Annotated in this window: 24 protein-coding genes; 7 read left to right on the top strand and 17 right to left on the bottom strand. The window is 72.6% G+C overall.

The window, feature by feature from the left end; translation table 11 throughout:
* Position 1: 1 nt before the first annotated feature.
* The 13 genes from ACE1OC_RS42350 to ACE1OC_RS42290 form a co-directional block, all read right to left on the bottom strand.
* Positions 2-1,186 carry an FAD-dependent oxidoreductase gene (locus ACE1OC_RS42350; protein ID WP_407841993.1) on the bottom strand — a complete coding sequence of 395 codons (1,185 nt, stop codon included), beginning with the start codon at positions 1,184-1,186 and terminating at the stop codon, positions 2-4.
* A gap of 44 nt (positions 1,187-1,230) precedes the next feature.
* Entirely contained in the window at positions 1,231-2,223 is a 993-nt protein-coding gene (locus ACE1OC_RS42345; RefSeq protein ID WP_407842056.1) for an aldo/keto reductase, read from the bottom strand.
* Between the two features lie 130 nt (positions 2,224-2,353).
* Complete coding sequence (locus ACE1OC_RS42340; RefSeq protein ID WP_407841992.1) at positions 2,354-3,232, bottom strand: ester cyclase; 879 nt, start codon at positions 3,230-3,232, stop codon at positions 2,354-2,356.
* A 9-nt stretch (positions 3,233-3,241) separates the two neighbouring features.
* Positions 3,242-4,351, bottom strand: coding sequence for a 3-oxoacyl-ACP synthase III family protein (locus ACE1OC_RS42335; RefSeq protein WP_407841991.1), 1,110 nt, complete (start codon positions 4,349-4,351; stop codon positions 3,242-3,244).
* A gap of 2 nt (positions 4,352-4,353) precedes the next feature.
* Positions 4,354-6,729 carry a beta-ketoacyl synthase N-terminal-like domain-containing protein gene (locus ACE1OC_RS42330; RefSeq protein ID WP_407841990.1) on the bottom strand — a complete coding sequence of 792 codons (2,376 nt, stop codon included), beginning with the start codon at positions 6,727-6,729 and terminating at the stop codon, positions 4,354-4,356.
* Between the two features lie 34 nt (positions 6,730-6,763).
* Entirely contained in the window at positions 6,764-8,053 is a 1,290-nt protein-coding gene (locus ACE1OC_RS42325; RefSeq protein WP_407841989.1) for a beta-ketoacyl-[acyl-carrier-protein] synthase family protein, read from the bottom strand.
* Entirely contained in the window at positions 8,050-8,553 is a 504-nt protein-coding gene (locus ACE1OC_RS42320; protein WP_407841988.1) for a 3-hydroxyacyl-ACP dehydratase FabZ family protein, read from the bottom strand. Before ACE1OC_RS42320 ends, ACE1OC_RS42325 begins: the two co-directional genes overlap by 4 nt.
* A complete protein-coding gene (locus ACE1OC_RS42315; protein ID WP_407841987.1) occupies positions 8,550-9,827 on the bottom strand; it encodes a beta-ketoacyl-[acyl-carrier-protein] synthase family protein in 1,278 nt (425 codons plus the stop codon). Before ACE1OC_RS42315 ends, ACE1OC_RS42320 begins: the two co-directional genes overlap by 4 nt.
* Positions 9,824-10,276, bottom strand: coding sequence for a 3-hydroxylacyl-ACP dehydratase (locus tag ACE1OC_RS42310; RefSeq protein WP_250745296.1), 453 nt, complete (start codon positions 10,274-10,276; stop codon positions 9,824-9,826). Before ACE1OC_RS42310 ends, ACE1OC_RS42315 begins: the two co-directional genes overlap by 4 nt.
* 34 nt (positions 10,277-10,310) lie before the next feature.
* The gene (locus ACE1OC_RS42305) at positions 10,311-11,078 is read right to left on the bottom strand and encodes an SDR family NAD(P)-dependent oxidoreductase (RefSeq protein WP_250745297.1); all 768 of its coding nucleotides are present in this window, start codon (positions 11,076-11,078) and stop codon (positions 10,311-10,313) included.
* A 132-nt stretch (positions 11,079-11,210) separates the two neighbouring features.
* On the bottom strand, positions 11,211-11,633 hold the full coding sequence (locus ACE1OC_RS42300) for an acyl carrier protein (RefSeq protein ID WP_250745298.1): 423 nt from the start codon (positions 11,631-11,633) through the stop codon (positions 11,211-11,213).
* 102 nt (positions 11,634-11,735) lie between these two features.
* Positions 11,736-12,707 carry an ACP S-malonyltransferase gene (fabD, locus tag ACE1OC_RS42295; RefSeq protein WP_407841986.1) on the bottom strand — a complete coding sequence of 324 codons (972 nt, stop codon included), beginning with the start codon at positions 12,705-12,707 and terminating at the stop codon, positions 11,736-11,738.
* Between the two features lie 140 nt (positions 12,708-12,847).
* Positions 12,848-14,077: an FAD-dependent monooxygenase gene (locus ACE1OC_RS42290; protein ID WP_407841985.1), complete on the bottom strand. Its 1,230-nt coding sequence runs from the start codon at positions 14,075-14,077 to the stop codon at positions 12,848-12,850.
* A 195-nt stretch (positions 14,078-14,272) separates the two neighbouring features.
* Here ACE1OC_RS42290 and ACE1OC_RS42285 point away from each other — a divergent pair, with 195 nt between their 5' ends.
* Both ACE1OC_RS42285 and ACE1OC_RS42280 read left to right on the top strand, forming a co-directional pair.
* The gene (locus ACE1OC_RS42285; protein WP_389690610.1) at positions 14,273-14,746 is read left to right on the top strand and encodes a DUF1772 domain-containing protein; all 474 of its coding nucleotides are present in this window, start codon (positions 14,273-14,275) and stop codon (positions 14,744-14,746) included.
* Positions 14,747-14,945: 199 nt separating this feature from the next.
* On the top strand, positions 14,946-15,689 hold the full coding sequence (locus ACE1OC_RS42280; protein WP_407841984.1) for a class I SAM-dependent methyltransferase: 744 nt from the start codon (positions 14,946-14,948) through the stop codon (positions 15,687-15,689).
* 95 nt (positions 15,690-15,784) lie between these two features.
* Here the strand turns inward: ACE1OC_RS42280 and ACE1OC_RS42275 are convergent, their stop codons facing one another.
* Complete coding sequence (locus ACE1OC_RS42275; RefSeq protein ID WP_407841983.1) at positions 15,785-18,070, bottom strand: S9 family peptidase; 2,286 nt, start codon at positions 18,068-18,070, stop codon at positions 15,785-15,787.
* 91 nt (positions 18,071-18,161) lie between these two features.
* Positions 18,162-18,830 (bottom strand): DUF4097 family beta strand repeat-containing protein, encoded by a 669-nt coding sequence (locus ACE1OC_RS42270; protein ID WP_407841982.1) that lies wholly within the window; start codon positions 18,828-18,830, stop codon positions 18,162-18,164.
* 235 nt (positions 18,831-19,065) lie between these two features.
* On the opposite strand from ACE1OC_RS42270, the gene ACE1OC_RS42265 reads away from it, so the two are divergent.
* Positions 19,066-19,803: a GbsR/MarR family transcriptional regulator gene (locus tag ACE1OC_RS42265; RefSeq protein ID WP_407841981.1), complete on the top strand. Its 738-nt coding sequence runs from the start codon at positions 19,066-19,068 to the stop codon at positions 19,801-19,803.
* On the opposite strand, the gene ACE1OC_RS42260 is transcribed toward ACE1OC_RS42265, so the two are convergent.
* Positions 19,800-20,477: a nucleotidyl transferase AbiEii/AbiGii toxin family protein gene (locus ACE1OC_RS42260; RefSeq protein WP_407841980.1), complete on the bottom strand. Its 678-nt coding sequence runs from the start codon at positions 20,475-20,477 to the stop codon at positions 19,800-19,802. The genes ACE1OC_RS42265 and ACE1OC_RS42260 overlap by 4 nt on opposite strands.
* Complete coding sequence (locus ACE1OC_RS42255) at positions 20,474-20,842, bottom strand: hypothetical protein (protein WP_407841979.1); 369 nt, start codon at positions 20,840-20,842, stop codon at positions 20,474-20,476. Before ACE1OC_RS42255 ends, ACE1OC_RS42260 begins: the two co-directional genes overlap by 4 nt.
* A gap of 364 nt (positions 20,843-21,206) precedes the next feature.
* Here ACE1OC_RS42255 and ACE1OC_RS42250 point away from each other — a divergent pair, with 364 nt between their 5' ends.
* The 4 genes from ACE1OC_RS42250 (at position 21,207) to ACE1OC_RS42235 (ending at position 25,319) form a co-directional block, all read left to right on the top strand.
* A complete protein-coding gene (locus ACE1OC_RS42250; RefSeq protein WP_407841978.1) occupies positions 21,207-22,226 on the top strand; it encodes an FAD-dependent monooxygenase in 1,020 nt (339 codons plus the stop codon).
* 298 nt (positions 22,227-22,524) lie between these two features.
* Positions 22,525-22,893 carry an acyl carrier protein gene (locus tag ACE1OC_RS42245; RefSeq protein ID WP_407841977.1) on the top strand — a complete coding sequence of 123 codons (369 nt, stop codon included), beginning with the start codon at positions 22,525-22,527 and terminating at the stop codon, positions 22,891-22,893.
* On the top strand, positions 22,890-23,702 hold the full coding sequence (locus tag ACE1OC_RS42240; protein ID WP_407841976.1) for a 4'-phosphopantetheinyl transferase family protein: 813 nt from the start codon (positions 22,890-22,892) through the stop codon (positions 23,700-23,702). Before ACE1OC_RS42245 ends, ACE1OC_RS42240 begins: the two co-directional genes overlap by 4 nt.
* A 36-nt stretch (positions 23,703-23,738) precedes the next feature.
* Positions 23,739-25,319: an acyl-CoA carboxylase subunit beta gene (locus tag ACE1OC_RS42235; RefSeq protein ID WP_407841975.1), complete on the top strand. Its 1,581-nt coding sequence runs from the start codon at positions 23,739-23,741 to the stop codon at positions 25,317-25,319.
* Positions 25,320-25,326: the final 7 nt, after the last annotated feature.

Here is a 25,326-nt window from a genome sequence, read left to right as displayed (position 1 = left end):
CTCAGCGCAGGCTGCCGACGGCGGTGCGCCGCGTCACCGGCTTGGCGGCGACGGCGAGTTCCGCGGCGTGCACGGCGCTGTTGATCGAGGTCTCGGCGAGGATGCCGGGGGCGGCGACGGCGTCGCCGATCAGGTAGACCCCGTCCCCGCGGTCGACGGCGGGGCGGTCGCGCCAGCTCAGGCCCGGCAGGTCGAGGGCTCCGGTGCGGCCGCGGGAGACTCCGTCGCGGCGCCACAGGATGCGGTCCTGCCAGCCAGGGGTCGTGAGGTCGAAGAGCTTTTCCAGCCGGGCCAGCGCCTCGTTCTTGGACTCGCCGGGACGCAGCGGCATGGCTCCCTGGAAGAGGGCCTCGCCCTTCGGGGCGAGCGAGGGGTCGTGGTCGGAGTACTGGGAGGTGAAGCCGCCCTCGTCCATGTCGAAGGAGACGTTCCCGTCCTTCTTCGACCGTGTCACGGCCATGTCGAGCAGGGCGGAGGTGCCGCTGGGCCAGTCCAGCGAGCTGTCGCCGAGCAGGCTGCGGGCCGAGGCCAGCGAGGTGGCGACGATCACCGGTCCGTCGGTGGGCAGTTCGGTGAGCCGCGACCCGGTCTCGATGACGACGCCGTGCTGCTTGGCCACCCGCTCCATGCGTTCGACGACGGTGCCCCAGCCGCCGATGAAGTAGCGGCTGGGCAGCGGGAACCGGGGGGTGCCCACGCGCAGCAGCCGCTCCCAGACGAAGGCCGCGGAGAGCCGGCCCGGGTCGCCGTCGAAGAGGATGGGGCCGAGGAAGCCGAGGGCCTCGTTGACGGTCTGCTGCTCGAAGCGCTCGCTCGCCCAGTCCTGGAAGGAGCGGTCGATGGGGACCTCGATGTCCCGGTGGAGCCAGCACATCTTCATGTAGCCGCTCGGCAGGGTCATCCGCAGTTTGCCCTGGTGCCGGAAGCGCATCCGGGTCCACTCGTGGAACGACAGCCGTACGTAGCGGCCGGCCAGGCCGCGCTGGAGCAGCCAGTGCCAGACGGGCCCGTTGTCCATGATGGTGTGGGGGCCGTCGTTGGTGACGTAGGGCGCCGAGGCCGACCGGGCGCGCCCGCCCAGGTGCGAGTGGGCCTCGTGGACGGTGACGCGGGCTCCCTTCTCCGCGGCCGAGATCGCCGCGGCCAGGCCGGCCAGGCCTCCGCCGATGATCGTGATGTTCGCCATGGTCATTCACTCACTCACTCACGTTGGGATGGACGGGTCCTGGCTCAGCCGTCGAGGGTGGCCATGGCGCCGGCGGGGTAGCGGTCGCCCACCGTGCTGCCGTGGGGGGCGATCCGGTCGAGGGCCGCGAGGTCGTCGGCGCTCAGCGCGACGGCACTGGCGGCGACGTTCTCCTCCAGGTACTTCACCCGCTTGGTGCCGGGGATGGCGACGATGTCGTCGCCCTGGGCCAGCACCCAGGCCAGCGCGAGCTGTCCGGTGGTGATCCCCTTGGCCGCGGCCAGGGCCTCCAGCTGCTCGACGACGTGCAGGTTGGCGTCGAGGTTGCCCTCCTGGAAGCGGGGGGCCACCCGGCGGAAGTCGTGCGCGGCGAGGTTGTCGAGGTTGCGGATGGCGCCGGTCAGCAGGCCCCGGCCGAGCGGGCTGTAGCCGACGAAGCCGATGCCGAGCTCGCGGACCGTTGCCAGGACGTCGTTGACCTCGACGTCGCGGGTGGACAGGGAGTACTCGGTCTGCACGGCGGTGAGCGGATGGACGGCGTGGGCGCGGCGGATGGTCGGGGCCGCCGCCTCGGAGATGCCGAGGTGGCGCACCTTGCCTGCGGCCACCAACTCGGCCAGGGCGCCGAAGGTCTCCTCGACCGGTACGTCGGGGTCGACCCGGTGCAGGTAGTAGAGGTCGATCCGGTCGGTGCCGAGCCGGCGCAGGCTGCCCTCGACGGAGGCGCGGATGTACTCCGGGCGGCCGTTCTGCTTGCCGGTGATCGTCCCGTCCGGGGTGACCTCGTTGCCGACCTTGGAGGCGACGACGACCTCGTCGCGCCGCCCCGCGATGACCTTGGCGACGAACTCCTCGTTGGTGTGCGGACCGTAGAAGTCCGAGGTGTCGAGCAGGTTCACGCCGAGTTCGAAGGCCCGGTGGGCCGTTCGCAGGGCCTCCTGGTCGTCGGCCGGGCCGTAGGCGAAGGTCATGCCCATGCATCCGAGACCCTGCTCGGAGACCGCCAGCCCCTGGCTGCCGAGCTTTCGTTGCCGCATCATCACGCGCCTTCCGCGGTAGTTATCGACGCTAGGAATTCTAGCGTAGCTAGACTAGAGAACTGCCGGAGCCGCCCTCGAGGCTGGGCCGGGAGGGCGGCACACCAGTCGTGTTGCAGTGTTGCCGAGGTCAGGCCGCGGAGCTCAGTTCGCTCGTGACGGAGGACCAGGTGTGCTCCCGCTCCGCCGTGTTCCCGGCGTGCTCCGCGGCGAACGACTCCCAGGGATCGGCGCCGAGCGCCTCGGCCGCGGCCCCGCGCAGCCACACGTCGAAGGCGTCGCGGGACTGCCCCAGCCGCTTCGCGGCCCCCGCCGGGTCGCGCGCCTCCAGCCGGTGCACCAGCACGTCCCGGTCGCCGAGCCGCTGGAGGGCGAAGGACTCCTGGAGGATGCCGGCCCTGCGCCGGGAGGCCTCGTACTCCCTCAGGCGCGGCCCGGAGAGCTCCGCCTGTACGTCCTTCCAGCGCGCGGCGCCGCCCTCGGGGAGGGGCAGGAGCACGGTGGCGGGCTCGACGCTCCGGCGCGCGGCCGCGCGGGCGGCGCCGCGCGCGGAGGGCGCCAGGCGGCGCATGCCGAGCACGGAGAGCATGTTGGACTCGACGCCGATGCCCCAGCGCTCGGCGATCAGGCCGTCGTCCAGCAGCCGCCAGACCACCACGCCCTGGAACTCGATGTAGCGCCCGGTGGGCGGCATGCCGAGGAACTCGCCCCGGTGCGTGCCGCGCCAGGTGTTGTGGATGACGACGTGATCGCCGTGGGCGCTCATGTCCTCGATGGTCACGTGCAGGTCGGGGAAGCCCTCGCGCAGTCCGGCAATGGTGTACTTGACGCCCTCCAGCCCCTCGGGCGCACCCGGCAGCGGCTGGTGGTCGATCATGTCGGGGCTGTAGATCTCCTCCACGATGGAGAAGTCGCCCCGGTTCACGAAGGTGTCGAAGACCGCACGGATGGTCTTCTTGTTGCGCTCCTCCACGCTCACCGCGCTGCGCACCGTCTCTTGTATCGACACGTTCCGTCCTTAACTGGTGGGGAAGGGTGCTTCCCAGGTGAGGGTGAGTCCCGCGTACAGGTAGCGGCTGGCCTCGATCGCGAGCAGCAGCACGGTGTCCCCGGGCCGGATGCGGCCCTCGGTCCAGCCGGCGTCCAGCGCGAGGGGGACCGCGGCGGAGCCGGTGGCTCCCACGTCGGTGAGGTTCTCCACGATGATCTTGCTCAGGGTGGCCTGGTCCTCCTCGGACAGTCCGGCCGTGCCGTACTCGCTCGCGAAGTACTCGGCGTTGCCCTCCGGGAGCACGCACGCGTCGATGTCCGAGAGGGCGAGCCCCGAGCGGCGCAGCATGTCGTGGATGCCCTCCACGAAGACCTTGGGGCCGAACTGGGCGGTGCCGGGGATGTCGAGCTTGATGTCCATCAGGCGCGTGCGCTGCTGCTGTTCGTGCAGCGGGGCGTCGGTGCCGCCGCCGACGATCAGCATGCCGGGCTTGCGGGCGCCGCCCATGGACCGCGTGGCGAACACCTGGCGGCTGCCCTCGTGGGCCGAGCCCTCCTCGCCGCCGCGCAGCACCACGGCCCCGGCGCCGTCGCCGAAGGTGTAGACGGTGAGCCGGTCGCGCATCCGCACCTTGTGCGGATCGCGGCCGAGGAAGACCGGTGCGAGCAGCGGCGAGACCGACTCCGCGCCGATGACGAGCGCGGTGCGGTAGGTGCCGTCGGCCAGCAGCCGCCGGGCGATGTCGAAGGCCTGGACGGCGCCCACGCAGCCCGCGCGGACCTCGATGACCGCGCAGTTCTCCAGGCCGAGCTGCTCCTGGACGTAGGTGGCCGCGACCGGCAGGAGGTAGTCCGGGCTGGCGGTGGAGAGCACGATCAGGTCGACCTCGGCCGCCTCCACGCCGGCCCGTTCCAGGGCCTGGCGGGCGGCGGCGGTGGCCATGGCGGAGGTGCTCGTACGGTGTTCGCCGGTGACCGGGTCGACCATCCAGTGGCGGCGCTTGACCTGGATGCCCTCCAGGACGTCGTCGGGCAGCGGCCCGCAGACCCGGGCCAGGGCGTCGTTGTCGAGGGGATCGCCCGGCAGGTGGGCGCCGGTGGCGAGGATCGATACGTGGCGGTCGGTGCTGGGTGACATGGTCAGTTCTCCGTAGCGGGACGAGCGGGACGCAGGACGAGGCTGATGTGGGTCCCCCCGAGCGAGGAGCTGTTGATGAGGACCGGCCCGCTGTCCAGGCCGTTGTCCCAGCCGGTGAGGGCGAGCACGGCCGCCAGCTGTGCGCCCGCGCCCGCCGGTTCGCCGAGCGTCCGCTTGGGGGTGTGGACGGGGACGGAGCCCGCCCCTTCGAGTCGGCCGGCGGCCAGCCGCTCGGGGCCGTCGGCGCGTTCCAGGCCGGCCGCGTTGGCCCAGATCCCGGTCAGCTCGCCCGGCCGGACGCCCGCGTGGGCCAGGGCCCCGCGCATGGCCCGCTCCACGCCCTCGCCCTCGGCGTCCCAGCGGCCGATGCCCTGGGCGTCGCAGGTGGTGGTGTGCCCCGCGAACTCGGCCAGCACCCGGGCCCCGCGGGCCAGGGCGCTCGACTCGCGCTCCAGGACCAGGGCGATGCCCCCTTCGGAGAGGGTGTAGCCCTCGTCCCCGAACAGGGGCAGCCCGCGGTAGGCCTCCAGTACGCCCGGGGAGAGGTCCTCCACCGCCGGGCACAGCACCGCGTCCGCGCGGCCCTGGAGCAGCAGGTCGTAGGCGACGGTGAGGGCCGAGGCCCCGGCCGCGTGACCGGTCGTCACCGTCGAGGTGGGCCCCTTGGCGCCGACGTTCATGGCGACCTGGCCGGCGGCGGCGTTGAAGACGGTGTTGGGGAACACCGCCGGGCTGCCGTAGGAGGGGCAGATGTCGAGGACGGGCTGCAGGAAGTCCTCGATGCTGCGCATCGGGCCCAGCCCGGTGCCCAGGACGACGCCGACCCGCTCGTCGGCGGTGAGGCCGGCATGCTCCAGGGCCACGCGGCAGGAGGCCACGGCGAGCTGGCCGAGCCGGTCCACGCGGCGCCGCTCGGCGGGTGAGAAGTGCGCCGCCGGGTCGAAGTCCGCGCGCGCGACGCGCAGTCCGTCCTCCTGCGCGCCCAGCGGGCTGCCCTCGCGCCAGGCCCGCCACAGCGCGTCGGCGCCCGTACCGGCCGCGGTGATCGCGGCGAACCCCGTGACCACCACCTTCTCTCCGGCGGGCGGGACCTCGGCGGTGAAGCGCCGGGCATCCGGCCGGCCGAAGGCGACGCAGGCGTTGGCCCCGGCGAAGGCGAAGTTGTTCGAGAGCGCGGCGTCCATGGCCAGCGGGCGCCCGGCGTCGGGCACGGCGTCCAGGCCGCACTTGGGGTCCACACCGGTGAAGTTGGCCGTGGGCGGGGCGATCTGCTCGACCAGCGCCTGGACGGTGACGATGGCCTCGACCGCCCCGGCGGCGCCCAGCAGGTGGCCGATCATCGACTTGGAGCTGCTGAGCGGGGTTCTCTCGGCGGCCTCGCCGAGCGCGGCGCGGACCGCGTTGCTCTCGGCGGAGTCGTTCTTGGCCGTGCCGGTGCCGTGGCCGTTGATGTAGCCGACGTCCTCCGGGGTGAGGCCGGAGGACCGCAGCGCACCACGGATCGCGCGGGCCGCGCCCTCGCCCTTGGGGTGCGGGGCGGTGGCGTGGTAGCCGTCCGCGGAGAGCCCGTACCCCAGGACCTCGGCGAGGATCGGGGCGCCCGCGGCGCGGGCCACGGACTCCTCGGCCAGGACGAGCATGCCCGCGCCCTCGCCCAGCGAGAGGCCGTCGCGGTCCTTGGAGTACGGAGCGGCCGGCTTGCTCGACAGCGACTGGAGGCTGCTGAACCCGGCCCACGCCGTCTCGGTGAAGGCGTCGCTGCCCCCGACGAGCATGGCGTCGGAGTGCCCCGAGCGGATCGACTCGACGGCGTGGGCGATGGCGTTGGCGCCCGACGCGCACGCCGTGTTCACCGACAGCGAGGGCCCCTTGAGGCCGAAGGCGCTGCTGAGCGCCTCGGCGATGGCATGCGGGGGCACCAGCAGGTAGTGCCGGCCGTCGTCCTCGGGGGCGCCGCCGGCCCGGGCTCTGCGGGCGAGCTTCTCCGCACTGCGCAGCCCGCCGTTGCAGGAGCCGAAGGAGACGCCCCAGCGGTCGGCGGGCACCGCGTCGAGGTCCGCCTGTGCCAGCGCCTCCTGCGCCGCCGCCAGCGCGAAGTCGACGGCGGGCTCGCGCTCCCGTCCGCCGAAGGCGGCCAGGTAGTCGTAGCCGGGGGCGAGCTCGCTCTGGACCTCGCCGCCGATGTCGGTGCCGTAGCCCTCCATCGGCATGCCGCGCACCGGTCCGATGGCCGAGTATCCGGCCCGTACGCCCTCCCACAGCGCCGTGGCGGTGGCTCCCTGGGCGGTCACGGCGCCGACGCCGCAGACCACCACGGTCCGGGTCCGGCCGCCGGTGCCGTCCGGCGCGGTGTCGTGCTCGTACACGTCGTCGGTCATGTCCGCTCTCCGTCCGGGGGTATGCGTATGTCCGTCATGAGGTCCGCCCCATGGCGATGGCCACCGCCTGGCCTTCCAGGCCGCGGGCGAGGGCCAGTGCGCTGTCGGGCCGCGTTTCGCGCGGGGTGAGCGGTACGTAGTCCAGGTCGCACTCGTCGGCCTGGTTGCGCAGGTTCTGGGTGGCGGGGACGACTCCGGAGTTCAGGGCGAGCGCGGTGACGGCCGCGTTCAGTGCCCCGGCTCCGCCGACCAGGTGGCCGGTCTGCGGTTTGATGCTGCTGATCTGCGCCGCCTTGGCGGCCGTACCGAGCGCGTCGTGCAGGGCGAGGGTCTCGCTGGCGTCGCCCTGGACGGTGGCGCAGCCGTGTGCGGCGATGTAGCCGCCGTCGTGGAAGACGCCGCCCGCGTCGTCGAGCGCGCGGACGATCGCCCGGGACAGGCCGCGGGCCCTGGCCTGCGGGCTGGGCGGGCGCACGCAGTCGTTGCCCGCGCCGTAGCCGGTGACCTCGGCGTAGCAGTGGGCGCCGCGCGCCAGGGCGTGTTCGCGCTCCTCCAGGACGAGGAGGGCGGCGCCCTCGCCGAACACGGAGCCGCTGCGGTCCCGGTCGAAGGGCCGGAAGGCCTCCTGGCCGAGGTCGGTGCGGGTGGACAGGACGCCGAGGCCGTCCATCTTGGACATGGCCCACCAGCCGGTGGCGTCGTCGTACCCGCCCGCGAGCACGATGTCGGCCTCGCCGCGGCGTACGGTGCGCATCCCGCGGCCGATCGCCATGGCCCCGGCGTCGGCGGTGCCGGCGAAGTAGGCGTTGGCGCCGCGGATGCCGTACTTCTCGGAGATGTGGAAGCCGGCCGCGGGCTGCAGCCCCTCGACGAAGAACAGCGGGGCGATCACCGAGGAGGCCGTCCGGCCCAGCTTGTGGAGGTCGGGGGTGCCGTCCTCGGCGCGGACGGCCTGGAGCTGGGCGATCAGTTCGTCCATGCGGGGCATTTCCTTGTTGCTGCCGAGGAACAGCCCGGCGCGCTGGCCGAGGTCGCCCTCGCCGTCCAGACCGGCGTCGCGCAGCGCCAGGGTGGCGCCCGCCAGGGCCAGTTGGTCCCCGCGGCACAGCATGCGCAGGGTGCGCCGGTTGGCCCACTGCGTGGGGTCGAAGTCGGGGATCTCGGCGCCGATGCCGGTGCGCAGCGGCGCGGGGTCGTAGGCGCGCAGCGGGCCGATCCCGCTGCGGCCCTCGAGGAGGTTCTCCCAGGTGGGTGCGGCGCCCTGGCCGATCGCGGTCATCAGACCGATGCCGGTCACCATCACGCGCCGCCTGTCGTCGCTCATGCTGTGCCCTCCCTGGGCTTCTCGGCGCTCACCAGGGTGAGGAGGCGAGCGGCGGCGACCACACGGCCCTCGACCCGGGCGGTGGTCCGTACATCGGTCGTCTGCTGCGTGCGCCCCGTCACCTCGACGGTGATCTCGACCTGGTCGCCGGGGGCCACGAAGTGCTTCCAGCGGACGCCCCGTACGGAGGCGAGCCGCCAGCCGGCCGGGTCGCCGCCCGCGGTGGCCTTCGCCAGGTCGGCCATGCTCTCCAGGAGCAGCACGCCCGGCAGGATGGGGTGACGGGGGAAGTGGTGGTCGAAGACGGGCAGGGTGGCGGGGACGTTGCGGACGGCGACCGCCCGTTCGCCCGGGACGAGCTCCACGAGCCGGTCGAAGCCGTGGGGGACTTCGGCGGCCGGGGTGCTCGCGTGGGCGGGGACGCCCGGGTCGGTCGGGGTGCTCGCCCCGACGGCGGTGTGCGCCCCGGCAGCAGCGGTCGCCTGCGTCGCGGTGCTCACGCCTCCTCCTGCGGGGCGCCTACGACGATGCTGGTGTTGCTGCCGCCGAACGCGAAGGCGTTGATGAGGACCGCCGATACCGGCATGGAGCGCGCGGTGTTCGGTACGTAGTCCAGGTCGAGCCCGCGGTCGGGCCGGTCGAGGTTGAGGGTGGGCGGCACCAGGGAGTGCTGCATCGCGTTGACGGCCGCGAGGACGCCGAGTCCGAGGCTGGCCGAGGTCAGGTGTCCGGCCATGGACTTGGGAGCGCTGACCACCAGCCGCTGCGCCTCGGCGCCGAACACCTTCTTGATGGCGGTGGTCTCCGACTGGTCGTTGCCGTGCGTGCTCGTGCCGTGCGCCACGACGTAGTCGATGCCGCCGGTACCGAGGCCGGATTCGGCGATGGCCCCCTCCATGGCCTGGATCGCTCCGGAGCCGTCCGGCGGGGAGTCGGTGATGCGATAGGCGTTGAGGGTGGAGCTGTAGCCGAGGACCTCGGCGAGGATGGTGGCGCCGCGTTCGCGGGCCGCGTCCATGTCCTCCAGGATGACGGCGACGGCGCCCTCGCCGACCACGAAACCGCTGCGGTCCGCGTCGAAGGGGCGCGAGGCGTGCTCGGGATCGTCGTTGTACTGGTCCGTCAGGGCCCCGAGCAGGCTGAAGCCGAGCAGGTCGAGCCAGGTCGTCAGCGAGTCGTAGCCGCCGGCGATCATCAGCTTCGCGTCGCCCTCCTGGATGGCGCGGTACGCCTCCCCGATGGCGTGCCCGGATCCGGCGCAGGCGGTGCTGATGCCCAGCATCGGACCGGTGCCGCCGACCATCCGGGCCATGGCGGCCAGGGGGACGTTCTGGTCGTCGGTCAGGGTGAGGGCGGGGGGCTGGCAGATGAAGGCGTCCGCCCGTCCGGTGGTGGCCCGCAGGTGCCCGATGTCGAGCAGGGCCTGGAGCTCGGGGCGCCCGACACTGGCTCCCATGGCGACACCGCGCTCGTCGGCGGCGTACACGTCCTCGGAGAGCTCGTCGATCCCGGCGGAGCGCACCGCCTCCCAGGCTGCCGCGACGCCGAACTGGCCGACGCGCGAGAGGTGCTTGCGCCCGACCTTCGCCGGGATGGCGGCCGCCGCGTCGAAGTCCTTGACCTGTGCGGCGATGCGCACCGGGAAGCCGGAGGCGTCGAAGGTGGTCAGCGGACCGACTCCGCTGCGTCCGGTGGCCAGGCCTTCCCAGGTGCTGTCCGCATCGTTCCCGAGAGGGGTGACCGCCCCGACTCCGGTGATGGCTACGCGCTTCATCCGACCGGTCCTCCGCCCTGCAGCTGTCGCGCCATGCGCGCCGTGTTCGCCGGGTCGTCGAGACGCTCGGCGTCGATGAGCGCGCACATGATGCCGCTCGCTTCCAGGACGGTCTCGCCGTCCACCGTGACGGTGCCGTCCAGGATCGCGGCGTCGTCGTTCATCGATTCGATCCTGGCCTCCATGCGGAGCACCTCACCGGGCACCACCGGACGGTGGGCGGTGGCCTCGCCGACGGCGAGCAGCGCCGCGCGCAGGGTGTGGTCGGTGCTGAGCATGATCAGCCAGGTGGCCGACTGGCACAGTGCCTCCAGCGCGAGGCCGAAGGGCAGTGCCGGGCCGTTAGCCGTGGCCTGCCAGTAGTCCTCGTCGACGGTGGTGACCTTGCGGGCGGTGATCCGCTCGCGGGGGGTCCAGGTCTCGATCCGGTCGATCAGATGGAATCGCATGGTCGTCTCTTCTTCTTCCGTTCCCTCCGGTCCGTTACGGGCGGCCGATGCCGAGCTGGGCGGAGAATCCGCCGTCGACGGTGAGCAGTTCGCCGGTGGTGTAGCCGGAGTCCGGGCCGGCCAGGAACACGGCGGCCGCGGCGACCTGCTCGACGGTGGCGAAGCGGCGCAGGGGGATCTGGCGCTTGATGCTCTTGCCCCCGTCTCGCTGGAGCACCTCGCCCACCAGTTCGGTCGGGGTGAAGCCGGCGAGGACCGCGTTGACCCGTACGCCGAACCGCGCGAGTTCGATCGCGGCGGAGCGGGTGAAGGAGTTCAGGGCGCCCTTGGAGGCGGAGTAGTTGGACTGTCCGATCCAGCCGCGCTCGCCCATGGCGGAGGAGATGTTGACGACGGTGGCGTCGCCCTGGGCCATGAAGTGCTCCATGACGGCGTGCGTGCAGTGGTACGCCCCGCCGAAGTTGACCTTCATGACGTTCAGCCAGGCGTCCGGCGCGCCTTGGTAGATCAGGCCGTCGTCGCTGGTGCCCGCGTTGTTGACCAGCACGTTCAGGGAGCCCAGCTGACGGATGGCCTCGGCGACCAGTTCCGCGGCCTGCTCGGGGTCGGAGACGTCGGCTCCGATCGCCACGGCCCGGCCGCCCGCCGCTTCGATCTCCTTGACGACCGCCAGGGCGTCTTCCCGGCGTGAGCGGTAGTTGACTGCGACGGCCGCCCCCTGTTCGGCCAGGGCCAGGGCGATGGCCCGGCCGATGCCCCGCGAGGCACCGGTGACCAGGGCGGTGCGGTCCTTCAGCTTCATCTGTCTCTTCCCGTTTCTGCTACGAGGTGGGCGTCCTGGCTGCTGCGGCCGACGGGCGCCATACGGGCCCCGGCGCCACCCCGCACGCGCCCGGCCCCGCGGTCCGGAGCCGGGCGGATGCGGGACGGCATGTCAGGCTGCGGCGGCCGCGTGGGCGCGCTCGGTCAGCAGATCGGTGAGGTTCTGGACGGTGAACAGGCCGAGGACCCCTTCGGCGGTCAGCGGCTCCGCGAGCTGGTTGCGGTCGAACTGCGGCAGGACCTTCTCCAGGTGGGTCAGGCCGGTGTCGTTGACGACCTCGTTCTCGTCGCCGAACTCCTCGTCCGGGATGCCGCCCTGGAGCAGGTTGGCGATGTCGGCCACGGTGATCTTCACCTTGGTGGCGCGCTCCAGCCGGAAGAGGATGTCGAGCAGGTCGATGGACTCGGCACCCAGCGCCCCGAGGAGGGTCGCGTCGGGAACCGCCTCGGCCTCGTCGATGCCGAGGGCGTCGGCTATGGCGGCCTGGACCGCGGGGAGGTAGTCGGTCGACAGGGTGGTCAGGGTTTCGGGCACCGTTTGCTGCCTTTCAAGTGGATTCTTGCGAAGGGACGGAAGAAGAGGTGAGGAGGAGCGGCCGGAGGGACGGCGGGCGTACGCGGCTGCGCGGCTGCGCGGCTACGCGGCGACCGCGCCGGCGACGGGCTCCGGGCTCAGGTCGCGCAGCAGGGTGTTGATGCGGCGCTCGTCGTTGGTGCTGCGCACCAGGGCGCCGGGCACGCAGCGGTTGGCGAAGCCGCTGAGGACGCGGCCGGGGCCGACCTCCAGGTAGCCGCCCACGCCGTGTACCGAGGCGGCTGCCAGTACGTCGACCCAGCGCACCGGGCCGGCGAGCTGACGACGGAGCAGGTCGCGGGCGTGCGCCCCGTCCCGCACCGCGGCGCCGGTCACCGAGCTGATGACCAGCAGCCGGGGCGCCGAGAACGTGGTGCGCTCCAGTTCGGCGGTGAACTCGTCCTCGACCGCGCTCATCAGCGAACAGTGGAAGGGTGCGGAGACCTTGAGCGGCACGGCCCGCTCGGCGCCCGCCTCCAGGGCGAGCCGGCTCACCTCGGCGACCGCCTCGCTCTGGCCGGAGACGACCGTCTGGCCCGCCTCGTTGTAGTTGGCGACCTCCACGACGCCGAGCGGTGCGGCAGCCGCGCAGAGCTGCTCGATCCGCTCGGGAGCCAGCCCCATGAGCGCGGTCATGGCCCCGGACACCCGGCGCGAGACACCGGCCATCAGCTCGCCGCGGCGGCGTACGAGACGCAGCGCGTCGCCCGCTTCGAGGACGCCGGCGGCGATCAGGGCCGTGTACTCGCCCAGGCTGTGCCCGGCGACCGCGCCGGGGCGGAAGCCCGTCTGCTGGCGCAGTACCTCGTAGACGGCGAGGCTGGTGGCGACGATGGCGGGCTGGGCGATCTCGGTCGGTGCGAGGTCCGCATCGGGGGCCGTGGTGCACAGTTCCGTCAGGGGGAGTCCCGTGGCCTCCTCCGCCCGGGCCAGCACGCGTCCGACCGTGCGGGGGTGTTCGCGGAGGAGGTGTCCGGCCATGCCCGCGCGCTGCGAGCCCTGACCGGGAAACATCGTGAAGAGATTGTCGATCATCCCCGTTCCTACCTCACTGAGTTGTGGGTGACAGGTCGTCGAGCCGTCGGTCCGTCGGTCCGTCGGTCCATGGGCGACCGGTCCTCGACCCCGTGAAATCTGGCATCACGTTCTGGCGCATTCCTCGAATGCGCCTCGATTCACTCGGTGGCGGCGCCGGGGGCCGCCGCCGGCTGCGCGGCCGCCCGTCCGGGGGCCTTGGCCCAGCGCGTGCCGTAGGCGACCTGGCCCTTCTCCGCCGCGCCGAAGGCCTTGGTGTTCCAGTTCTTGCGCATGAAGGCCTCCCGCGCCTTGATCAGCAGCGGATTCTCCACCGAGCCCATCTGCCCGATGCGCCAGGCGATGCGCTGCAGGGGCGCCGTGCGCTCGCGGCGCTCGGCCTCGTAGCCGCGCAGCGCCGAGACCGGGTCGCTCCCCGCCTTCTCCAGGTGCTCGGCCAGGACCAGGGCGTCTTCCAGGGCCTGGCAGGCGCCCTGGCCGATGTTGAAGGTGATGGGGTGGGCGGCGTCGCCGAGCAGGGTGACGCGGCCCTTGCCCCAGTGGCGTTCGGGCTTGCGGCCCTCGACGTCGCCGCGCAGGATCCACTCTTCGGGGGTGGCGCGCAGGATGTCCGCGACCGGGCCGCCCCAGCCTGCGTGGCGGCGCAGCAGCATGTCCCGTACGCCGGGCTCGTCGCGCCCGCCGGGCGCTCCGTTGGCCACGCTCATCCAGTGCACCAGGCCGGGTGCGACGTCGTAGTAGGTGAACCGGGTGCCCGGCCCGAACATCGCGTTGAAGGTGCCCGACGGGATGTCGGCGTGCTCCATCGGGGCCCGGCCGCGCCAGGCGATGTAGCCGCTGAAACGGTTCTTGGCGGGGCCGAACATGGCGTCGCGCACGGCTCCGTGGATGCCGTCGGCCCCGATCAGCAGGTCGCCGCGGTCGCTGCCGCCGTCGGCGAAGCGGACGGTGACGCCCTCGGCGTCCTGGTCGAAGCCGATGACGTGGGCGCCGGTGCGCACCACGGGGCCCTCCAGCGCGTCGCGCAGGATGCCGTGCAGTACGGAGCGTTCGACGGCGATGGTGGGCTGTCCGTAGCGGGTGACGAAGTCGCCCACCGGCCAGGCGCCGAGCACCTCGCCGCGCCAGGTGCTGAAGTGCGCCGTCTGCTGGGCCGGGGCGATCTCCAGGACCTTCTCGGCCAGGCCCAAGTAGTCCAGCGCGAGCATGCCGTTGGTCCAGACGTGCAGTCCGGCACCTCCGTCGCGCAGTTCCTCGGCCCGCTCGAAGACGACGACCTCGAAGCCCTTGCGCTGGAGTGCGAGGGCTGCGGCGAGGCCGCCGATCCCTCCGCCGGCTATGAGTACGCGACGGGGACGTCCTATGGCCATCTCTAGCTCTCCTCGTGGCTGTCCGGGCGGCCAGGCCGCTCCCATCGGGTACGAGATCCCTGACGGACTCCGGTAGTTGTCAACGCTAGCATTGCGAGCGTCGATGTTGATAGTGTCAGCAGGACATCTAGCATCGCTATATCCCCGTGGCGCGACGGCCCCGCGGCAACCGGCAGAACGACAGAGGTGGTTGTGATGGAAGCGCTCCTGCTCACGCTGGCCGTGGTGGCCACCATGGCCAACGCGGTGGTCTACGGCACCGACGTGTTCTCGGCACTCGTCCAGCGGCCGGCCATGGCCCATGTCGACGACGCGGCCCTGACCAGCGCCATGGGCCAGATCCACCGCTTCGGCGACCGCAGGATGCCCGTACCGGGCGTCTTCGGCCTGGTGGCCACGGTCGGCACCGCCGCCGTGGCCGGGTTCGAGGGCAAGACCACTCCGTCCGTGGCCTCGGGCGTGGCCGCCCTGGCACTGGTGGTGTGGCTGGCCATCTACAACAAGGTGAGCGCGCCCGTGAACAAGGAGCTCACCGGAGCGGCGCTGGACTGCCGCGTCGCGCCGGACGCCCGTGGGCTGCAGCGGACCTGGGACAGCGTCATCAACGTCCGGGTCCTGCTCCAGGCGGTGGCGCTCGGCGGGATGTGCGTCGCGCTCGCGGCCTCCTGAACCACCCCCCCTCCGGTCTCCCGGCGCCGCGCGGCGGCTGTGCGGGAGGCCGGGAGGGATGGCCGGTTTTTGTGGTTTTCGCCAGGGCTGATGACCTGTCGGTTTGGGAGAGACTGCCGGTCAGAGGGCTTGATCCGCCGCGTTCACGGGTGGGAGCAGGCCCTCTTGCACGGTGAAAACCAACGGGGAGGACGGCACCATGAGTGCACAGGAGCAGTACGACAAGATCGGTGAGGCGTACGAGGGGTTCAAGGCCCTTCCGCTGGAGCAGTGGGCGATCGTGCCCGGATTCCTGGCCCTGGTCGGGGACGTGACGGGCAAGTCGGTGCTCGACGTGGCGTCCGGCACCGGCTTCTACAGCCGGGAGCTCAAGCGGCGCGGCGCGTCCGAGGTGCTCGGGATCGACATCTCCCCCGAGCTGGTCTCCGTGGCCCAGGCCATCGAGGAGCGCGATCCCCTGGGCGTGCGCTACGAGGTGGGGGACGCGGCCGAGCTGCGGTCCTTCGAGGAGCCCTTCGACGTCGGGCTGGCCGTCCAGCTCCTCAACTACGCCTCGGACATCGCCACCACGGAGCGGATGTGCCGCAACATCCACCGGAGCCTGAAGCCGGGCGCCGAGCTCTTCCTGATCAACCAGTCGCCCGACTACCGCTTCGACGGTCCGACACCGGAGAAGTACGGCTTCCGCACCGAGCTCACCGGTGAGGAGGTCGAGACCGGGTTCAAGGTGCGGACCACGGCGCTGCTCGACCCGCCGGTCTCGTTCATCGCGAACTTCCCGCGCCGCGAGGTCTACGAGAACTCCCTGAAGGCGGCCGGGTTCAGCGGGCTCACCTGGACCCCGATCACGGTGTCGGAGGCCGGCCTGCGGGAGTTCGGTGCGGAGCACTGGGCGAACCTCGCCGAGAACCCCCCGCTGGAGATGCTGCGCTGCCGCGCCTGACGACGCGTCCGATGCGGTGACGGCCCGGCCCCGGGAGCTTCCCGGGGCCGGGCCGTCGGTGGTTCACCCGGTCTCCGGTCCCCCGGTCCCCCGGGTCAGGCGAACAGGTCCGCCAGGAGCTCGGGGCCCAGGGGGATCGGGGCCGGGCGGTGGGCCGGGGGCCGGGTGTGCTGGAGCTCGCGGACCAGGAAGTCCCAGCAGCGCTTGCGGACGTAGGCCAGGTGGTCGATGAAGGTGTGGTCGGCGCCGGGGACGACGAGCAGCTCGAAGTCCTTGTCGGCGGCGATGAGGCGGTCGGCGAGCCGGAGGGTGTGGGCCGGGTGGACCTGGTCGTCCATCTCTCCGTGGACGAGGAGCAGTTTGCCCGCGAGGCGGTCCGCGAGGTCCAGGCTGGAGGTGCGGGCCCAGGCCTCGGGGTTGTCCGCGCCGTCGTAGGACTCCACGAAGCCGAGGTTGAAGGTGCGGGCGTCGTGCGAGCCGGACAGGGCCACTCCCGCCGTGAACACCCCGGGGTGGTCCAGCATCGCGCGGGCCGCGGCGAATCCGCCGCCGGAGTGGCCGAACGCGCCCACCCGGTCCAGGTCCATCCACGGCCGGGTGGCGGCCAGTTGGCGCAGCGCCGCGACGTGGTCGTCCAGGCAGCCGGCGTCGGACAGCCGGCCCTCGTGGAAGGCCTTTCCGCGGCCGGGGGTGCCCCGTCCGTCCACGGCCATCACCACGAATCCGAGCGCCGCGAGGGGTTCGGCGTCCATGCCCAGGCCGCCGGGGTCGAAGCCCGGGGCGACGCGGTTGACCTGCGGTCCGGGGTAGAGGCTGTCGATGACGGGGTAGCGCCGGGCGGGGTCGAAGTCCCGCGGCCGGTAGAGGACTCCGTAGAGGTCGGTCTCGCCGTCGGCCGCCTTGACGCAGAACCGCTCCGGCGCGGTCCAGCCGGTCTCGGTGAGCTTGCCGGTGTCGGCGCGCTCCAGCTCGGCCAGGACCCGGCCGGTCCAGTCGCGGACCCGGGTGACGGGCGGGGTGTCGACGGTGGACGCGGAGTCGATGAAGTAGTCGTGGGCGGGGGACGTGGTGACGGTGTGGTCCTGGTCGTCCGGGGTGATCCGGGTGAAGGCCGTCCCGTCCAGGGACGCGCTGCACACCGTGCGCCGGTACGGATCCTCCTCCACCAGGCCCGAGGCGGTGAAGTAGACCGTCCGCCCGGCCTCGTCGACGTGCAGGATCTGCCGGACCTCCCACGGACCGGAGGTGACCTGTCCGAGCAGGGCTCCGGTGTGCAGGTCGTAGCGGTACAGGTGGCCGCGGCCGTCGCGCTGCGAGTACCAGAGCACTTCGTCGGCCAGGACCCGGACGATGGGCGGCTCGAACGCCCACGGGTTGGGCTCCACCCGGGTGGGCCCGCTCTCGCCGAGCACCGTGGTGACCTCGCCGGTGGCCGGGTCGAGCCGGTGCAGGGTGAGGGTGCGCAGGTCGCGGGGGCGGTCCAGGTAGTGGACCGCCGAGCCGTCCGGGGCCCACCACGCCCACCGGGCCGTGATCGGGGACAGCTGCGGCATGAGCAGCGGCTCGGCCTGCGCGCGGACCACGGCGCCCTCGGCGAGGTCCAGTACGACCAGCTCGGCGCGCGGCACGTGCGCGTCGCCGGGGTGGGCGTAGCGCTGGGTGCGGGTGAGGGGCGGGCCACCGTCGGCGGGGGCGGCCTGCACGAGGTGGGCGAGGCGGACCTCGCGCTCGTCGGTGCGGTGGGCCAGCACCTTCGTCGAGTCGGGCGACCAGGCCACGGCGGGCGGCAGGTGCGGGAGGCCGATCTTTCCGAGCAGGGTGGCGTTGGCCGTGCAGTCCGGGCCGGCGCCGTAGGCGTGGCCGGGTGCGCCGTCGGTGGTCAGGGCCCAGGTACGGCCGTCGGACAGCGAGCGCGCCCACAGGTCGTGCCCCTGCCGGAACACGGCGAACTTCCCGTCGGGCGAGGGGACCTCCAGCGGGCTGCCCGGCGGGGTGGACTCGGCGCGCTCGCAGGTGTAGCCGTCCAGGTCGCAGCGCCAGTGCTCGCCGAAGGCGTCGAACTCCACGGCGCTGCCCGCCGGTTCCATCCCCGTGAACGGCAGGGCCTCGGGGTCGACCGGGTGTCCCGAGGCCACGGCCAGGGCGGCGGCGAGCCGGGGGTGGTCGAAGGCCGGCTCCCGGGTGCCCGCCGCCGGGTCGACCAGGACGAACCGCCGGCCGGCGCCCGTGGGCACCGCGTACCAGAACCGGGCGCCGGCGTCGGCGTCGGCGTCGGCGTCGATCCACTGCGGCCTGACCTTGTCGCCGGTGACGAGCTCGCCGGGGCGGGCGGGGCGGTGCAGGAGCCGCTCCGCGGCCCGGTACTGCTCGGTGGTGCTCATTGCTCTGCTCCTTCGACGGTGCGTGCGGGTGGCTGTGCCGGTTCGGGCGGGTGGTGCGGCGGTTGCGGTGCGGCGGCGGGAGTCGTGCGGCTCAGAGGCTGCGGGCGGTGATGTCGCCGTAGGAGGTGGTCGCGTGGATCTCCAGCAGGTCGGCGCCCCCGGTGTTGCGCAGGGCGTTGTGGATCCGGCCGTAGGAGGTGCCGGCATCCAGGGAGGCGGCGGCTCCGGCGGCGGCGCCGACCGAGACGTCGCCGGACTCGGTGCGCAGCACGACCGTGCCGCGCACGGCCTCGGCGATGCTGATGTCGCCCTTCAGGGTGCTGATCTCCGCGGGACCGCCCAGTCGGCCGACCGCGATGTCGCCGGCCTGGACGGTGAGGCGGGCGCTCGCGGCCTCGTCGAGCTTGACCGTGGCCTGCGCGCCCTCGAAGGCGACGTCGCCCAGCCGTCCGACGCCCCGGAACTCGGCGGCGGCGGCCTTGGCCTCGATGCGGGAGCCGACGGGGAGCTGGACGGTGACCTCGATGGATCCGGCGGCGCCGAGGATCCGGTTCTGCGCCTCGGGGACCTCGATGCGCAGGACGCCGTCGGCGTAGGCGACCGTCGTCTGCTCCGCCGTCTTCACGTCGCGGCCCTTCGAGGCGTCCGCGGGCAGGACCTCGACGGTGGTGTCGGCCCGGTCGGCGGCGATGAGGCGGATACGGCCGGCGGGGATGTCGAGGACGGCGGCGATCGGGGCGGTGGTGGCGAACTTCTGCATGGCTTTCTCCTGTGGTCTGCGGTGGTGCCGTTTGTTTCTGACAACGGAAAAGCTACGTTGCATTCCAATATCTGGCAACATACTCGTTGCGTAGTTTCTATATCTGTGCAGCTCAACGCGCCATTATCGTTGCAATGGCTTTGAATTCAATGCAACGCGAGCGTGTCGAACGTTGCAATGAACTGGGAGTGAACGCTATGCTGGGAGCATCGCGGACCTACAGAGGGAGATCACGGTGCCGGGAGGCAGACTCACGCAGCAGGAACGCCAGCAGATCGCGCTGGGGCTGGCCGACGGGCTCGCCTACGCGGAGATCGCGCGGCGTCTGGACCGGCCGACCTCGACGGTCACCCGCGAGGTGATGCGCAACGGCGGTCCCGCCTCCTACCGCTCCGACCTGGCCCACCGCGCCACCGAACGCCGTGCCCACCGGAGCAGGCAGGCCGCGCCCCGGGGGCCGCAGGCGTCCCCGCAGGCCGACGGGCGCGATGCCGAGGCCGTGCGCGCGTACGAGGAGACGTTCGCCGGGATCTTCATGCAGTCGGGCCTGTCCAAGATGACGGCGCGGGTACTGGCCGCGCTCTACACGACCGACGCGGGCAGTCTCACCGCGTCCGAACTCGTCCGGCGCCTCCAGGTCAGCCCGGCGTCCGTCTCCAAGGCCATCACCTTCCTCGAAGGCCAGTCCCTCGTCCGCCGGGAGCCGGACGAGGGCCGCCGCGAGCGCTACGTCGTCGACGACGACGTCTGGTACCAGGGGATGATCGCCAGCGCCCGCGCCCACACCCTGCTCGTGGAGACGGCCCGGCAGGGCGTCGGCGTCCTCGGCCCGGGCACGCCGGCCGCCACCCGCCTCGAAAACATCGCCCGCTTCGTCGACTTCGTGAGCGAGGGCATAACCCGCGCCGCGGAGCAGGCCCGCGAGGTCCTGCACACGAAGCCCGCGCCGCAGTCCCCGGAGGGCTCCGGCTAAAGGGGGACGTCGTGGTCGTGGTCGCCGTCGTGCAGGCGCTGGTCGAGGTCGTCGGTCCAGCGGCGGGCCCAGGAGCGCAGCTCGGCGGTCTCGTCCTCGGTGAGGCCGTACGCAGCGAACTCGTCGTCGTCCGCCCAGTCCGCACCGGCGAGGCGGTCGCGCAGGTCCTGGAGGCGGAACTCGTCACGGCCGTGGCGCTCGCCGAGGCGTTCGAGTTCGGTGGTGGTGCGGTGGCGGGAGGCGGCGTGGACGTCGATGAAGTCGCGGACCGCGCCGCGGTCGGCCAGGGCGCGGACCTTCGTACCGATGACGGAGTCGAAGGGCAGGACCGGCCCGTACTCGGTCTGGGCCGGCGGGTTCCAGAAGTGCTCCTTGAGGACGTCGACCTCGCACTCCTCCCCGGTGTCCGGGTCGACCACCATCAGCCGGGCCGCCAGCGGGTCCACGGCGATCACGCGCACCTGCCAGCCCCGGGCCGCCAGACCCGTCTCCAGCCCGGCGGCGATCTCCGCCATCGGAGCGGGGTTCTCGGTCGCGACGTCGAGATCCTGGCTGAGGCGCTCGACGAGGCCGTGGGCCTGGACGGCGTACCCGCCGGTGATCACGAGCGGGTACGGAGCGCCGATGTCGATCACGGCCGCGAGGAGCCGGCGGTGCAGGTCGCTCAGCTTCACGCGGCGGCGGATCCCGTCGCCGGGAGCAGCTCGGGGAAGGCGTCTTCCCAGACCTCGCGCAGGTGCCTGCTGACCAGGGTGCGCAGGACGGGCCACTGCGCGAGGAGGAGGTCGCGGTCCAGGAGGGTGACGAGGTCCTCGTGCTGCCCCTCGGCGAGGACGGTGCGGTAGAGGCCCATGCGCAGGCGCGGGCGGTCCAGGTCGTAGGACCGCAGTCCGGACCAGGCCACGTGCAGCGGCAGCTCGACCACGCCGTGGCGGGGTCCGGCGAGCTTCTCCAGCGAGGCGGGCAGCCGGCCGGCGTACCGGGCGTGGAGCACCTCGGCCGCCGAGGGCGCCGCACTGCCGGGGGAGAGCATGACCATGAACCCGATTATCCCGCGTCCCGCCCGTCACCGGTACCGCAGACGCGCAGACGGTCCCCACCGGCCGCATGCGGCGTCCTGCACGGGGCCTACGCGGGCTACGACCGGTGCGGGCATCCGTGTACAGGCCTCGGCGCCGGGCGAGGGCCGTGCCGCGGCCGCACGGTCCGCCTCAGGCCGTCGGGGCCCTTCTGTCTCTCTCCTGAACTTCACGTGCGTCGTTGCTTACACGGGCGGACGACGGCTGCAGAACTCTGGCCAGGCTCTGAAAACGCGGTGTGTTGAACGCGCGCCCCGGCCCGAAGAAGCTGTGAAGCACGATCCGGTCAGCTGTCCGCCGAGATCGAGACCAAGGAGAGTGCGCATGTCCCAGCACGGCTCGCTCGAAGACCGGCTGGACACCGATGTCGTCGTCGTGGGCGCGGGGCCCGTCGGGCTGATGCTCGCCGGTGAACTGCGCCTCGGCGGCGCCGCGGTGACCGTACTGGATCGCGGGGAGACCCCGGCGCCGCGGCCGCGGGCCTCCGCCCTGCACACCCGCACCATGGAGATCCTCGACGGCCGGGGCCTGCTCGACCCCCCGGGAACCCCGCCCCGCGAGATGCGGGGGCACTTCGGCCGGTGGGCGGCCTCCTCGGGCGCCGACGTGCGGCGCCGCTTCGAACTGCGCGGGCTCACCGTCACCGAGGAGCACGTGGAGGCGGAGGCGGTCGGACCCGAGGGCGCCGTACGCCTGCGCGGCCGCTACCTCGTCGGATGCGACGGCGGGCGCAGCACCGTACGGCGCCTGACGGGGGCACGGTTCCCCGGCCGGGTGCTGTTCGCGGGCGACGCCGCCCAGCGGCGGGTGCCGGCCGGCGGGCGGGCGCTCGACCTCGGCCTGCAGGACGCGGTCAACCTCGGCTGGAAACTGGCGGCGGCCGTACGGGGCTGGGCGCCGCCCGGCCTGCTCGACAGCTACGACACCGAGCGGCGCGAGGCCGGCCGCCGGGTGCTGGCCACCATCAGGGCCCAGCCGCACCCGCTGCCCGGCACAGGGTCCGGTACGGATCCTCCGCGCGCCCTGCTCGGAGCACGGATCCCGCACGCCCGGCTGGTCACGCCCTGGGGACCCGTCATGACGACGACGGCCATGCTGCGCCCGGGCCGCGGGCTCCTGCTGGACCTCGTCGGCAACCCGGCCCTGCGCTGCGCGGCCCGCCCCTGGGCGGACCGGGTCGCCTTCGTCACCGCCCGCCCCGAGCCGGGCGCCCCGCCGGGCCCCCTGCACGGCACCGACGCACTCCTCGTACGGCCGGACGGCCACATCGTGTGGACCGCACCGGACAGGTCGGGGGCCGGCCTGCCGCGGGCCCTGCTGCGGTGGTTCGGCGTCGCCGGTTAGGGACCGCAGTCCCTAACCGGAATCGAAGACTGAGCCCGGCGGAACGAGGCCAGAGCTCTGCCCAAGGGCCGTCAAGCGGGGCGCGACCCGCCCTCCGGAACACGTCGGGACGCTCTGGGAAGGGTGACGCCACAGCCGTCCCGCGCCGCTGGACCGGCGCTCCGGCACCCCGGCGCGGCACACGGACAGATGATCCGGCCGGCGCCGGCGCGAGCGGGCGACCCCCACCACCAGAGCCGAGCGGTCCCCTTTCCCGCCCAAAAGCACCGTCCACCCTTCACAGAAGGCGGTACAAACCATGGCAATACAGAACACAACCACCTGGCTCGAACGGTTGCCCGATCTGCCCGCCCTGCGCGCCGCGGACACCGGGGCGCGCATACGGATGATCGAGCAGTACATCTGCCAGGAGCTCACGGAGACCCTCGACATCCCGCCCGCCTACCGGATCAACGTCCGCCGGCCGCTGCGCAGCCAGGGCGTTGATTCGATCATGGCCATCCAGCTCAAGCGGAAGCTGGAGACGGCGCTCGGCGTCACGGTGAAGGCGGCGGACCTGCTGCGCGACGACAGCGTGGCCGAGGTCGCCGCCCTGCTGTGCGCGCTGATGCCGGACCGCCGGGAATCCCAGGTCCAGTTCGCCGCGACGGCCGGCGCGGGCCGATGAGCAAGACCTCCGGGACGGCCCGGATCACCGCACCGGACCAGGACATGCACCTGTGGGTGTGCCATCCGGACCTGACGGAGGAGAACGAGGGCGCCCTCGTCACGGACGAGCTCGACGCCAAGGAGCACAAGCGGGCCGCCGCGTTCATCCGGCCCAACGACCGGCTGACGTACCTGTCGGCCCACATCGCGTTGCGGCGGCTGCTCTCCGCGTACACCGGCATCGCGCCGGGCGAGCTGAAGTTCGGCCGGGACGCCTGCCCCTGCTGCGACCGTCCGCACGGCCGGCCGGTGCTCCTCGACTCGCCGCTGCCGCTGCAGTTCTCCCTGTCGCACAGTCACGGGGTGGTCCTCATCGGGGTCGCGACCTCGACCGTGGGCATCGACGTGCAGCGGGTGCCGTCGCTGGAGACGACCAACCTGTGCCTGCCCGATCTGCACCCGATGGAGCAGAAGGAACTCGCCGAGATCGAGGAGGACACGGACCGGCAGCTGGCCTTCGGCCGGCTCTGGACGCGCAAGGAGGCCTACTTCAAGGGCCTGGGCACCGGACTCGGGCGCGAGCTGTCCGCCGACTACCTGGGCACCGACGAAGGACCGGACGTGGCCGACCGCCCCGAGGGCTGGGTCGTCCAGAACCTGCCGAGCTGCCCCGCCCACGTGGCGGCGTCGGCCCTGCTCACCGGCGGACCGCACGAGATCACCGCCCGCTTCGTGACGATGGAGATGCTGACCACCGCCGACGCCTTGGAGCTGATCGCCTCGGAGCCGTCGATGTGCTCCGACATCGAACCGTCTGCCGACCGGTGACCGACATGGACCAGACAACGGGGAGGAAGTAGCGCCGTGGTGACGACACAACAGGCCGGCGGGGCCGGCGCGCCGCCGGACCGGCTCGGCGAACTGGCCCGCATCAAGGAAGAGACCCGCGAGGGCACCAACCCCGCGGCCACCGAGCGCCAGCACGCCAAGGGCAAGCTGACCGCGCGCGAGCGGATCGACCTCCTCCTCGACAAGGGGAGCTTCTCGGAGGTCGAGGGGCTGAGGAGGCACCGGGCGACCGGCTTCGGCCTGGAGGACAAGCGCCCCTACACCGACGGCGTGGTCACCGGCTGGGGCGAGGTCGACGGCCGCACCGTGTTCGTGTACGCCCACGACTTCCGGATCTTCGGAGGGGCGCTCGGCGAGGCCCATGCCCAGAAGATCCACAAGGTCATGGACATGGCCATCGCGGCGGGGGCCCCGCTGGTCTCGCTGAACGACGGGGCGGGCGCCCGCATCCAGGAGGGCGTCTCGGCGCTGGCCGGGTACGGCGGCATCTTCCAGCGCAACACCAAGGCCTCCGGCGTCATCCCGCAGATCAGCGTGATGCTCGGGCCGTGCGCCGGCGGCGCCGCGTACTCGCCGGCGCTCACCGACTTCGTCTTCGCCGTCCGCGACATCTCGCAGATGTTCATCACGGGTCCGGACGTGGTGCAGGCGGTCACCGGGGAGGAGGTCACGCAGAACGGCCTGGGCGGCGCCGACGTCCACGCCGGGGTCTCGGGCGTGGCCCACTTCGTGTACGACGACGAGGAGACCTGCCTCGCCGAGGTGCGCTACCTGCTCTCCCTGCTCCCCTCCAACAACCGCGAGCTGCCGCCGGACGTGCACAGCGAGGACAGCGAGGACCGGCACTGCGACGCGCTGCTCGACACGGTCCCGGCCGACGGGAACCGCTCGTACGACATCCGCGAGGTGATCGCGGAGATCACCGACGACGGCGACTACATGGAGGTCCACGCCGGTTGGGCGCCGAACCTGGTCGTGGCGCTGGCCCGGCTCGGCGGCCAGGTGGTGGGGATCGTCGCGAACCAGCCCGCGGCGATGGCCGGGGTCCTCGACATCAAGGCCAGCGAGAAGGGCGCCCGGTTCGTTCAGTTCTGCGACGCCTTCAACATCCCGCTGGTCACCCTCGTCGACGTCCCCGGCTTCCTGCCGGGCGTCGACCAGGAGCACCAGGGCATCATCCGGCGCGGCGCGAAGCTGCTGTACGCGTACTGCAACGCGACCGTGCCGCGGATCTCCGTGGTCCTGCGCAAGGCGTACGGCGGTGCGTACATCGTGATGGACTCCCGCTCGATCGGGGTGGACATCGCGCTGGCCTGGCCGACCAACGAGATCGCCGTGATGGGAGCCGAGGGCGCCGCCAACGTGGTCTTCCGGCGGGAGATCGCCGCCGCCGACGATCCCGAGGCGATGCGCCGGCAGAAGATCGACGAGTACAAGACCGAGCTGGTGCACCCCTATTACGCGGCCGAGCGCGGTCTCGTCGACGACGTGATCGACCCGCGCGAGACCCGCTCGGCACTGATCCGCTGCCTGTCGATGCTGCGCACGAAGGACGCCGCGCTGCCCCGCCGCAAGCACGGCAACCCGCCCCAGTGAGGAGGAC

Origin of the sequence: Streptomyces stoeckheimensis (assembly GCF_045822005.1) — a bacterium.
Classification (GTDB): Bacteria; Actinomycetota; Actinomycetes; order Streptomycetales; family Streptomycetaceae; genus Streptomyces; species Streptomyces stoeckheimensis.
The sequence above is the reverse complement of the archived record's forward strand: the minus strand, read 5'-3'. Positions and strand labels throughout refer to the sequence as shown.